The sequence below is a fragment of the Enterococcus sp. AZ177 genome (assembly GCF_050544585.1).
Taxonomy (GTDB): Bacteria; Bacillota; Bacilli; order Lactobacillales; family Enterococcaceae; genus Enterococcus_L; species Enterococcus_L plantarum.
Map to the genome: position 1 here is coordinate 783000 of NZ_CP172944.1, position 11962 is coordinate 794961.

Annotated in this window: 12 protein-coding genes and 1 pseudogene; 9 read left to right on the forward strand and 4 right to left on the reverse strand. The window is 35.6% G+C overall.

Annotated features, from left to right (window positions below; genetic code table 11):
- Positions 1 to 46: 46 nt before the first annotated feature.
- Positions 47 to 610 (forward strand): alkyl hydroperoxide reductase subunit C, encoded by a 564-nt coding sequence (ahpC, locus tag IGJ34_RS03770; protein ID WP_111248190.1) that lies wholly within the window; start codon positions 47 to 49, stop codon positions 608 to 610.
- Between the two features lie 95 nt (positions 611 to 705).
- Positions 706 to 2394: an FAD-dependent oxidoreductase gene (locus IGJ34_RS03775; protein ID WP_430598153.1), complete on the forward strand. Its 1689-nt coding sequence runs from the start codon at positions 706 to 708 to the stop codon at positions 2392 to 2394.
- A gap of 47 nt (positions 2395 to 2441) precedes the next feature.
- Here IGJ34_RS03775 and IGJ34_RS03780 read toward each other — a convergent pair whose 3' ends face one another.
- Entirely contained in the window at positions 2442 to 2975 is a 534-nt protein-coding gene (locus IGJ34_RS03780) for a 3'-5' exonuclease (RefSeq protein WP_111248188.1), read from the reverse strand.
- A gap of 110 nt (positions 2976 to 3085) precedes the next feature.
- On the opposite strand from IGJ34_RS03780, the pseudogene IGJ34_RS03785 reads away from it, so the two are divergent.
- Positions 3086 to 3202, forward strand: a pseudogene (locus IGJ34_RS03785) (DUF3788 family protein); the annotation flags it as partial.
- Positions 3203 to 3250: 48 nt separating this feature from the next.
- Here the strand turns inward: IGJ34_RS03785 and IGJ34_RS03790 are convergent.
- Complete coding sequence (locus IGJ34_RS03790; RefSeq protein ID WP_430598154.1) at positions 3251 to 4009, reverse strand: exodeoxyribonuclease III; 759 nt, start codon at positions 4007 to 4009, stop codon at positions 3251 to 3253.
- Positions 4010 to 4226: 217 nt separating this feature from the next.
- Here IGJ34_RS03790 and IGJ34_RS03795 point away from each other — a divergent pair, with 217 nt between their 5' ends.
- On the forward strand, positions 4227 to 5465 hold the full coding sequence (locus IGJ34_RS03795; protein ID WP_430598155.1) for a chloride channel protein: 1239 nt from the start codon (positions 4227 to 4229) through the stop codon (positions 5463 to 5465).
- 220 nt (positions 5466 to 5685) lie between these two features.
- On the opposite strand, the gene IGJ34_RS03800 is transcribed toward IGJ34_RS03795, so the two are convergent.
- Together IGJ34_RS03800 and IGJ34_RS03805 are read right to left on the reverse strand one after the other, a co-directional pair.
- A complete protein-coding gene (locus IGJ34_RS03800) occupies positions 5686 to 6771 on the reverse strand; it encodes a hypothetical protein (protein WP_430598156.1) in 1086 nt (361 codons plus the stop codon).
- Positions 6772 to 6941: 170 nt separating this feature from the next.
- Positions 6942 to 7235: a hypothetical protein gene (locus tag IGJ34_RS03805; RefSeq protein WP_430598157.1), complete on the reverse strand. Its 294-nt coding sequence runs from the start codon at positions 7233 to 7235 to the stop codon at positions 6942 to 6944.
- Between the two features lie 1291 nt (positions 7236 to 8526).
- Between IGJ34_RS03805 and IGJ34_RS03810 the strand changes: the two genes are divergently transcribed.
- The 5 genes from IGJ34_RS03810 to IGJ34_RS03830 all read left to right on the forward strand — a co-directional run bounded on the left by IGJ34_RS03810 (position 8527) and on the right by IGJ34_RS03830 (position 11716).
- Positions 8527 to 8826 carry a TIGR04197 family type VII secretion effector gene (locus tag IGJ34_RS03810; RefSeq protein ID WP_430598158.1) on the forward strand — a complete coding sequence of 100 codons (300 nt, stop codon included), beginning with the start codon at positions 8527 to 8529 and terminating at the stop codon, positions 8824 to 8826.
- Positions 8826 to 9173, forward strand: coding sequence for a hypothetical protein (locus tag IGJ34_RS03815; protein WP_430598159.1), 348 nt, complete (start codon positions 8826 to 8828; stop codon positions 9171 to 9173). The genes IGJ34_RS03810 and IGJ34_RS03815 overlap by 1 nt, the downstream gene beginning before the upstream one ends.
- Entirely contained in the window at positions 9174 to 10589 is a 1416-nt protein-coding gene (locus tag IGJ34_RS03820; protein ID WP_430598160.1) for a T7SS effector LXG polymorphic toxin, read from the forward strand. It abuts the gene before it with no gap.
- 14 nt (positions 10590 to 10603) lie between these two features.
- Positions 10604 to 11032, forward strand: a complete 429-nt coding sequence (locus IGJ34_RS03825; RefSeq protein WP_111248281.1) for a hypothetical protein — start codon at positions 10604 to 10606, stop codon at positions 11030 to 11032.
- Positions 11033 to 11380: 348 nt separating this feature from the next.
- Positions 11381 to 11716 (forward strand): hypothetical protein, encoded by a 336-nt coding sequence (locus IGJ34_RS03830; RefSeq protein ID WP_430598161.1) that lies wholly within the window; start codon positions 11381 to 11383, stop codon positions 11714 to 11716.
- Positions 11717 to 11962: the final 246 nt, after the last annotated feature.

The following is an 11962-nucleotide window of genomic DNA, read 5'->3' on the forward strand; positions in this document are numbered from 1 at the left end:
GTCTAGCTACACAGGCTAGCTTTTAAAAATTAGGAGGAATATGTAGATGAACTTAATTAACACAAAACTATTAGATTTCGAATGTGACGCCTATCAAGATGGAGATTTTATCAAAGTATCAACAGCAGATGTATTAGGTAAATGGAGTATTTTCTTCTTCTATCCAGCTGACTTTTCATTTGTTTGTCCAACAGAACTTGGCGACATGCAAGATCATTATGATCACCTAAAAGAGTTGAACTGTGAAGTATACTCAGTATCAGAAGATAGCCATTTTGTTCATAAAGCTTGGGCAGATGCGACAGATACAATCGGTAAAATCAAATACCCAATGTTAGCTGATCCAAATGGAAAAATTGCTCGTTTCTTCGGCGTTTTAAATGAAGAATTAGGTCAAGCATACCGTGGAACATTTATCGTTAGCCCAGAAGGCGAAATCAAATCATACGAAATCAATGATATGGGAATCGGCCGTAATGCAGATGAGCTAGTTCGTAAATTAGAAGCATCTCAATTCGTAGCAAAACATGGCGATAAAGTTTGTCCAGCAAACTGGAAACCAGGCGAAGAAACAATTGCACCAAGTTTAGACTTAGTTGGTAAAATCTAAACGTTTGAATAGACAACCTTGAGACTTCCTTTATGGGAAGTCTTTCTTAAAATTTACAGAGCAAAATAATGAGATAGACAAAAAGGAGAACATACATGAGCCAAGAAATATATGATTTGATCGTAATTGGTGGCGGATCAGCGGCATTATCAGCAGGAATTTATGCAGGTCGTGCGATGTTAGATACATTGATCATCGAAAAAGATAAGATTGGCGGACAAGTAACCACAACTTCTGAAATCGTGAATTACCCAGCGATTCGAGCAACTACCGGTCCTGAATTAATGGAAGATATGCGTTTACAAGCGCTAGATTTTGGGGTTGAATTTACAACTGATGAAATCATTGATGTCGATTTAAGCCAAACGGTCAAAACAGTCAAATCCGCGACTAAAACCTATCAAGCGTATGCGGTGATCATCGCAACAGGTGCATCAGCACGTAAAATCGGCTTTCCAGGGGAAGTTGAATTTATAGGACGTGGCATTGCATACTGTTCAACTTGTGACGGTGAATTCTTCCAAGGCTTAGATATTTTTGTACTTGGTGGTGGCTATGCGGCGGCAGAAGAAGCGGTTTATTTAACTCGTTACGGTAAATCAGTCACAATGATCATTCGTGAACCAGATTTTACTTGTGCCAAACTAACAGCAGAAGCAGCCAAACAACATCCAGATATCAAGATCGTCTACAATACAGAAGTCAAAGAAATTACAGGTGATGATTTTGTTCGTAAAGCGGTCTTTGTCAATAATGAAACAGGCGAAGAAACGACTTACGAAGCACCAACTGACAGCACATTTGGGATGTTTGTGTTTGCTGGAAATAAACCAAGCACAGAAATTTTTGAAGGAAAAGTCGAATTAGATCGTGGCTATGTCCCAACCAATGAAAACATGGAAACCAATGTTCCTGGTGTTTATGCTGCCGGAGACCTACGTATCAAAGAATTACGTCAAATCGTTACAGCAGTTGCAGATGGTGCGATCGCTGCAACTAATGCACAAAAATACATCACCGAAGAAAAAACAAAAGCAGGCCTATCAATCGTCAATGAACGGATGGAAAAACGTTTAGCGAAGCAACATGCTGACAATAAAGAAACACAACCAAAAGCAGAAAAGAAACCTGCTAAAGCAACTAGCGGAAATAACACATGGTTCCCAGATGCAATGAGAGAACAATTGGGTGGTATTTTTGGTAAATTAACGAAAAATGTAACCTTATTACAAGTGATGGATAGCAGCGAAGAGAAATCCCTTGAATTGAATTCTTTCCTAACGGAATTTGCCTCATTAAGTGATAAAATTTTGTTGGAAACTGTTCAAAAAGGTGCGGACTCTGATGTAGAAGCGAAATATGGCATTGATAAATTACCAAGTGTTGTTGTCTTAAATGATCAAGGCGAGTACACAGGAATCAAATTTAGCGGTATTCCAAGTGGGCATGAAGTCAATTCAATCGTTTTAGCTGTATATAATGTAGGAAGTGCTGGACAGCCAATTGAAGAGCCAGTAGTGAATAAAATAAAAGAATTACCGAAAAAGAAAGTTCAGATTTTCGTTTCATTAACCTGTCATTACTGTCCAGATGTCGTGGCAGCGTGTCAACGAATTGCTTCTATTAATCATAATGTTGAAGCAGAAATGATCGATATTGGTGTTTTCCCAGAATTGAAAACAGAGAAGAAAATCATGAGTGTTCCTGCGATGATCATTGATGATAAAGACATTGTTTTTGGTTCTAAAAATATGGATGAGATCATTGAGATTTTAGAAAAATAAAGAAAAAGCCGAATCAAAAGAACGAACTGTTCTTGATTCGGCTTTTTTTATTTGATTGTAACAAGTTTTTTCAACGGTTCAACACCAAAATGTTTTTCCTGATACAGTAAAATTTCAGCGCAAGCGCGGCTGTCTTCTAGTGCATCATGATGATTGTTCAACTGGATATCTAGATTATCACAAATCGTGTTTAATTTATGATTCGGCAACTCTGGAAATAACTTGCGACTCGTTTTAACTGTACACAATGAAAGATAATTCGGTTGTTCGATCCCATAATAATCCAAGGACCCAGCTAAAACACCACAGTCAAAAGGGGCATTATGAGCAACCACTAAACTATTGGGTTTAAAACAGGCTTGGATCTGCTTCCAAACATCAGGAAATTTAGGGGCATCCGCCACATCTTCTGGTTTGATTCCATGAATTTGGATATTTTTCCAGAAAAAGTCGGTTTCTGGTTTAATTAGTGAGTAATATTCATCAACGATGCGGCTATTCTCTACTTTTACTAAAGCAACAGAACAAGCGCTATGTTTAGCGTAACTGGCTGTTTCAAAGTCTATGGAATAAAAATTCATAGTCATTATCCCTTTCGGTTCAAAATTAATTCATACATGCAGTATAACAAAATAATAGATACATGGTAAGTCCAATTTAGTAATATTAACAGAAATTAAATAAAAAGAGGATGGGACAGAAGTGTTAAACCCCGAGAAATAAGCTGAAATTCACGAAAATTGTTCTTCAAATTTTTGTGAATTTCAGCTTATTTCCGAAGGGGTTGCTTCTGCTCCCACCGTTTATCTGGATTCCACGTGAGCGGGATATGACTCGAAGAGTTATGTCCCACTCACTAAGCAATCGTTAAATCAACCTCTACTGGACAATGATCACTACCAGCAATTTCCGTATGAATTTTCGCACTTGTTAAAGCCTCTTTCAATCCATCAGAAACAACAAAGTAATCGATTCTCCACCCAGCATTATTTTTCCGTGCATTAAAACGATAACTCCACCAAGAATAAACGCCTTCTTGGTCAGGATAGAAATAGCGATAAGTATCAATAAAGCCACTATCCAATAATTCTGTAAATTTTCCACGTTCTTCCGGTGTAAAGCCAGCATTTTTTTGATTGGTTTTCCAATTTTTCAAATCGATATTTTGATGAGCAACATTCAAATCACCACATAAAATCACTGGTTTTTCTTTGCTTAATTCATTTAAATAAGCACGAAAAGCATCTTCCCATGTCATACGATAATCTAATCGTTTCAGCTCATTTTGCGAATTAGGTGTATAACAAGTAATCATAAAGAAGTTTGGATATTCCAATGTGATCAAACGACCTTCTTGATCATGTTCTTCAATTCCCATGCCGTATCGTACGCTGAGTGCTTCTTCTTTGGCAAAAATGGCAGTCCCTGAATACCCTTTTTTCTCAGCATAATTCCAGTATTGATGGTAACCTGGCAACTCTAAGTCAATTTGACCTTCTTGTAATTTAGTTTCTTGCAGACAGAAAAAATCTGCATCTAATTCGTTGAAAACTTCCATAAAGTTCTTTTTAACAACAGCACGTAAGCCGTTAACATTCCACGAAATACATTTCATCTTGAGGACCTCCTTCAAAATTGACGTGATTTATTGATTTTTGTAAGTAAGACTTTAGATTAGTTTAACATACATAATCCAGATTTTGGTATTCTGTGTCGACTTTCTGATTGAAATCAATAAGTATCATTTTTGTATTCAGGTATTTAGATTTATGATAAAGTGAGAGGGAAGTCATGGAAACTATAAATATTTTGAACTGAAAGGAACTGTCAAATTGAATACAAAAGAAATTGGGTTATTGGTTTATGGCGTGGTACTAAGCAGTATGATTGGGGTTATATCGTTTATTTTTTTAAGAGTGGAAGGAATAGGTTCTGAACTGCTTTGGAATTTAGTTTCGCCGGATACTCCTTTACGTGTGTTCTATATTTTAGGGCTTACGTTAACAGGTGGCGTTTTACTAGGGTTTTTACGAGCAAGATGGGGGAATTTGCCTCATACAGTTCATGATTCTGTAACAGAATTAAAACAAACAAAAACACTCGATCATAGTAGTGTTTTCCGTAGTTTGTTGATAGCTCTTGTCGTATTGATTTTTGGTGCAGGCGTAGGACCAGAAGCGGGGTTACTAAGTGCGGTTATTTATTTATCTGTATGGCAGGCGGATAAACTGCGCTATTATTACTTTCACTTTAACGAATTGGAAGAGTTGTCTCTAAAAGAGCAGATTGCACGTCTGTTTCATCCTAAAAACTATTTGTTGACGTATGATGAAAAAAGAGCTGCTGATGCAGGCCAGAAGTGGAAGAAAAAGTTTTTTTATCTACTATTTATTATTAATGGCTTGATCACTTTTTTCCTTTTAATGAAACTGACAGGACAACCTTCTTTTGTTTCTAAAATGGGCGAATCAAATTGGATAGGGAAAGAGCTGTGGATATGCTTGCCGTTGATGCTTTTTGGGGTAATAGTTGGAAAATGTTATCTTTTGTTTAAAACCTTTTTAAAGAAACGGTTAGATTTTTGGCAAGAGTTTCCGATTCGCAAAGCATTGATTGGATCTATCGCAATTTTTCTAATAGGTGTTTTTCTACCTAATTTACTTTTTTCAGGGCAACTATCGCTTTCACTGGCACCATTTGTTGGAAGTCAAGCTTCATTTTTAGTGTTAACGATGATTGCATTAATCAAATTACTGTTCTTGCAACTATGCCTTAATACAGGTTGGATTGGTGGCGATATTTTTCCTATCGTATTTGCGGCAATCATTCAAGGATTTGCTGTATCACAGTTATTTACCCAAACAGATCGTTTGTTGATTGTTGCAATCGTGAGTACCAGTATTGCAATTGCAATCATAAATTCGCCGTTTCCAGTAGGTGTGTTTATGATGCTGTTTTTCCCACTAAATCTAAGCCCAATCATTTTAGCGGTAGCAACTATTTTATTTTTCGTCAAAAAAGGGTCAAATCGATTCATCCAAAAGAAAACAGTGAATCAAAAAATAGAATAAAATATCATGTATCGTACTAAGAATATTATTATGTAAATAGGCGTTGTTGTCTTAGAAGTATCGAGTAAAAAAGTATTTTTACTTGATACTAAGCGACCAAAGCATCCTTCATACTTTCTATTCATAATGAACCAAAAAATACAGTTCACTTTCTTAACGCCCATCTGAAAATAAGCTACTGATTATGTTACTCTATCTTAGTTCAACCTAAGGTGTATCATTAATGGCTTTCTAAAACTTTTTTGTAGTCATAACCTATTTCTTTTTGTAGATTAGAATTAGTATTGTGTTGATATCGTGTTATTTGATTTTTAATTAATGATTTGAAAAAAGGACCATTTGGTGAATAACTTGTGTTGTATAATGGCACTGTTATTGTTGACTCAATCTTTTTAGTTGCTTTTGTATATTTTGAATTACTAGTAGAGTATTTAACAGAATAAATAATTTTACTGCTTTGATTTGGCACTATAAATAAATTAATCTGTTCAGTAGAATTAGCAGCAATTTTTTTATTTACAGGTACGGAATATTTATTAGAAGTATTGCTGACATCTAGTAAAAGGACAGCAGTTTTATCTCGACCGCCTGCACCCATACCGCTAAATGTAAAACTTTTATTTGTTCGATCATAGTAGATAGAATGTATTTTAAATTTTTTATTAGATGCTAATTCAGTTAATTCAAATTTAATAGCACGATATTTTTCGTTCTTTTCAAATAATCTATGTAGTTCATCTGAAAGGTTCAACTCAAAAGATTTTAAAATATCACCAGAATATAGTGAATCCTTTCTTTTTGTTTTAGTCAAGAATAAGTTTTCGACATCTTTAGATGATAATTTATTTTCCACTTGGTCAATATCTTCTAATATAACTGACAACTTGAACTCTGAATCTTTCGAATTGCCTAAACCATTATTGATAATAAAAATTATTAACTGATTGTCCTCTAAACCATAACTAATTTCTAAGTCAGCTTCTTTTATCGGCTGAATGTCGTCTATTTCAATAGTTGCATCAGAAACTATTAAATTTTTTGATGTATTATTTTGTAGAGTAGATACATTCGTAAGAAAGAAATAAGAATCATTTGATTCTTGAATATCTGTTGGTTTTGCTATGACATATGAGTTATTTAACGATTCAGGATTATAGACTGGTTCAGTCTTATTCTGAGTGACTTCTATAGTACCTAGAAATGGAATAATTACTTTTTCTGTGATGGTAATTATAGAAAGGATAGCCGGAATAATAGATATAAATAGCATAATTCGGCCTTTCCTTTGTTTTTGAGTAGTTTTCAATCTTTTTTCTTTTCTGGGAATAATAAACACCTCCACTAACAATTATATCATTAAACTATATAAGAAGAAATAAGTTACTTTTTGATAATAAGGTCATTTTAATTATAGTGAAAGTTATTTATAGCATTAGGCGAAAAGGGAGATGCCACTAAAAGGACACCTCCTCATTTTTACTTCTTAACAAAATGAGTAGTTACTTTTCTTTCACGATCTAACTTCTTAATTTTGATTTGTTCAGCTTCCACCAAACGGATAAATTCTGTGAAAAAAGCGTGGAACAAATGACCACAAGCATAATATTCTTTGATAACTTTTTTCTTGTTGATTGGACCCGTTCGGAATTGGAAGAAATGATCCAATACGGCAAGAGGTTCTTGCCATGAGTCAAAATGATCTAGTAAATCTTGTAAATCAGTAATATCTTGATAGGGGATTGCTTTTAGGATATGTAGCTCGTTTTTCATAATGGTTCTCTCCTTTTTTGAAGCACTGAATTTCGTACTTCAGCGCTTCTTAATGTACGCATTGACTTAGGCAACTTATTAAATTAGCGGTAGAAATGACTTGTGGATGATCATTGTCAGTCTGGTAGAATTTCTATCGCCTTTTTTGGGATAAAACAAAAAACGCTATTGGAGCAGTCAGTGAGAAAAAGCTATTTTTTCAACAACGTTCTAAAAATACCTCAATCCGAAAAGTGCATGGATTCCTTTTTAGTCCAGTTGTTCAAAACTTAATGACTTTTTATCATCTTAAAACTACCAATACCGCCATCAATTATCTAGAAAAAGTATGCAGACTTTATTAAGTACATGATTTTAACAAAAAGTTTCCAGACAGACTAGAAAATTCCAGTAAAATTAGGTACAATAAAGAATGCTAGGACTTTGTGCTAGCAATTGGCAACTTGTATAGATAGTGTTCGCTGTCTATGCAAGGCTTCATCAGTTGGTTGTCGCCAAGTGATGAAGTGCCTTTTTGCTTTGCACCACTACGTTCCACTTCGATCTCATCAATTTCTAAGAACTAAAGCTCTAAGAATTGAAGGACTACGACTGACCAAAGGGCAGAGTGGATGATGCAAAGTACAAGGTGAACGAAGTGAACGTTGTCTCCTTGTCTTATATCTATAATTGATCATTTGTTTTAATTTGAAGTGAACCTCCTTTACTTGAATTTGTAGAATAGAAAAAACGATATCAGGAAATTTCCCAATATCGTCAACAATAGTCTCTAAAAATCATCTACCACTTCTTCTAAAATAGCCCAAAAGTTAACAAACCTATGGCAAAATAGGTAAACTTTAGGTACAAGAAAGAAGCTAGTACATGTTGCTAGCACTATTGGCAACTTGTTTGGGCAGTGTTCGCTGTCGTTACAAGGCTTCGATTATTTGGTTGTCGCCAAATATTGAAGTGCCAATTTATTTTATAGTCTTATTTGAACAGCTCGTTTACAAATGGGCTGTTTTCTTTGTTCTATTCTACCTCCTAAGTATATACGAAAAGAAGGCGAACACGCAACCTAATTTTCCTCTTAAACGCCATTAAATAACACGAAAAATCATTCCCTTATATATAAGATAAATAACAAAAAAATATTTTTATTATGTAAGTGCTAGAGAATGGTAAGCTATCAGTTTATATAGTTACGTTTTATCGTGAAATTCATGTAGAAAGTATCTAAAAATACAATTGTGTCTATGTGTTTGGTTTGTTATACTTATCTTGTATAAATTTAACAGGGAGTGAAAATATGGGGATAAAAAGCAGTCTATCTATAGCAGGAAATGTATCCGCTTCTTTTAGCCAATCAGCCAATACCTTAAACAACATAAAAGGACCAACCAATATCGCGACGAGAACGAACGTGATGGGCAATGCGAAGGCGAAAGAAACAGCGACAATTTTTGGAAACGATATCAAAAAACTCTCAGCTAGTATTGTAGCTACTGGGAAAAATATACACTCTGTTGCAAAAGACTTTTCAGAAATAGATCTAAAAGCATCACATCAATTTCAAGCGAACACATCGCCAATGAGTAGGTGGTTCTAATGACAGAGATGAGTGACCAAGCAACACTTAAAACGATTCAAGCAGAACAAGAGTTAGTCACAAGAGAACTCCGGACAATAGGTAAACAACTGGAGGACCTTCACTCTATCCACCAAGAAGAACAGCGCTTATATTCTGAAGTGGTCGCAACTTCTTCGCCGGAAGAACGACACTATTTTCAAGATAGAGGTCTGGATAGTCGAGATCAATCAACTAAAGCGCAACAGCGTCTAGCAGATAAAGAAAGAGAATTAAACAAAACGAAAAAGCAGTTGTTGGAAGCGGAAGAAGAAACCTATCGGAAACAACGGAATGCGCTATTGGAGGAAGAAATGGAGAAGCAGTAAATGGGGTTGAAATTTTATGTTGGTGAAATGCAGGCGCAAGCAAGTGACGCTTCACGAATGAACCAAGAAGCAAATCAAGCGATCGCTTCGCTTCAAAAAAGTATCGCGCAATTTTTATTCGCACCGTTATCAGGAAAAGCCTATGACTCGGCGAAGCGTTATTTCAATGTGGTCTATACACCAATCTGTCGTTCTGTTACTATGACAGGAGAAGCAATGGCAAGTGCCCACAAACGACTGATCAACGAGTATCAAAGTTCTGTTTCAAGTATCGATACAGACGAAGACCAAATCATGAGTCAAATCAACCGATTCGAACAGTTGAAACAACAGTTAGAGCATCAGATGATCGTGTCAAAAGAGGTCCAGCCAAGTTTAGAACGTCGCTATATCAACGCTTGTGAGAGTATTGCTAAAAAAAGAGAACAATTAGAGCAGTTTCATGCTTTTAACGCCCGCTCGGCCAGTTTCTTTTCAGAATACGAAGCTTGCCAACAAGAGCTGTCTCGAGGCATAGCACAAGTCAGTGGATGTAAAGCTTGGAATGGGGCTTCGGGGACATTTGACCTTGGGAAATTAGATATGACCTGGGCCACTTCGATCAATGAACGGTGGAAAAATCGCGCTGAAGCAATCGAAAACAAACGAGCAAAAGAATTTGCGGAAGGGATGAAAGGTCGTTACCATTGTCGTGTCCAACTTGCCACAGGCGCTTACGTATGGATGTGGGTGACTGATCCAAGTAAAGTCACACAAGCAGACGTTCAATTCAATGAAAAATATAAAGAATACCTAGATATTTTGACGAAGCCAGAAAAGGGTTTGGTTGACGAGTATTTTCAAACAATTACAGAAGAATTGAAAACAGGGATCAATCAAAAAACTGGGAAACCATTAACGGATTTAGAAAAAGCGCAACGATGGTCGACCATCGCAAGTGCGATCGCAGCCGTAGCAATTGGTGCTTATTATGGAGGAAAAGGGTTTACTGGCAAAGGGACAAACGCACCCAAAACGCCTACTTTAAAGGGAAATAAAGGCGGTAAGAACTATACACTGGATCGAGGGAAGAATAAAGGGAAAACTGGGTATAAGAAACCTAGTGGGTCTGAAAAGGTATATAATGCCAATGGAAATCCAGATTTAAGAGTATTACGAAGACCTCAATTCGATGAAGCATTAAAAAATGGATTTCCTGATGGAACAAAACTAAATCAACATGCGTATAATTCTCTTTTCAAATCTGGTAGAAAAGATATTATGATTGATGATATTATTGATGCTTTAAATAGTAAGCCAATCCTAGCTAAACCAGGAAGCGTTGAGTATATTAATCCAAAAACGAATACTTCAATTTTTGTTAATCCAACGACAAAAGAAATAGTTGGTATTTGGCCAGCAAGCTTTAAGAAATAGAGGAGGGTATATTGTTGAAAATAAAGAATGAATTATGTGAAGTTTTAGCTAGTGATAACATTTATGAGGAGTCCGTTGAAAATTTTGATATTTTAACTGAGAAAATGAATGATGACTTCATTCCATATCGTATTGAGCAAAATGTAATGATGTGGTTGAACGAAAAAGGTATTATTGGTGAAATAGAGTGTATCTTTCCAATGCAAATAGATGAAAAAATTTCTTTGGTAGAGAGTAAAAATTCTGAGACTAAAGATGGTTTTCCTTTGATAGATATAGAAAGACCTATAGAAGTACCAATAGTAAAAGTTTTTAAAAACAAAGAATATTTTATTTTGTATCTTTCAGAATTGGAAATGTATGATAAAAAAATTAAATCTAAAAATCTTTCTTTTTATGCGAAGGGTGATGAACTGATAGCTATAAAAGCTGAAATTTCATAGTAAAGTGATAGAAGTGCGCATTGTAGTCAAACATTAACTAGTTTACGACTAGAGAATAAGGGTTTTACCCACTATTTTGCTGGATTCTGAGAGTGGAGTAGAAAAGGGGTGAAAAACAAATTTAAATGCTAAAGCAAACGGTGAGTATGTTATGTTGAAAAGGCTCGAGGGACAAGTCAAGGTGCTAGCAATTTCGTAAGTTCCTCGGGTACTAACAAAAAGAAAAACCAAATAAATAAAGTCGATAGCAACGTTAGTAGAGCCTGGCGGTCTATTGGCTTTATTTATTGGGTTTTACAGATTATAAGAGTCATTCTTCTCTCTATTTTCCAACTTCAATGGATGTGGGTGACTGATCCAAGTAAAGTCACACAAGCAGACGTTCAATTCAATGAAAAATATAAAGAATACCTAGATATTTTGACGAAGCCAGAAAAGGGTTTGGTTGACGAGTATTTTCAAACAATTACAGAAGAATTGAAAACAGGGATCAACCAAAAAACAGGGAAGCCATTAACGGATTTAGAAAAAGCGCAACGATGGTCGACCATCGCAAGTGCGATCGCAGCCTTATCAATTGGTGCTTATTATGGAGGAAAAGGGTTTGCTGGTAAAGGGGCAAACGCACCCAAAACGCCTACTTTAAAGGGAAATAAAGGCGGTAAGAATTATACACTGGATTGAGGGAAGAATAAAGGGAAAACCGGGTATAAGAAACCTAGTAGGTCTAAACTGACAGTAGAGACAACTACGAATAGTAAAATACCTACAATACACAAGCCAAATACTGTGATAAAACGAGTCGATAAAAATGGTAATTTAATTAGTGAAAGAATTTTTGATGATAAAGGACGAGTAATTAAAGATATTCATCATACTGATCATGGCAATTCTAAAATGCATCCCAAAGTTCCACATGAACATATTTGG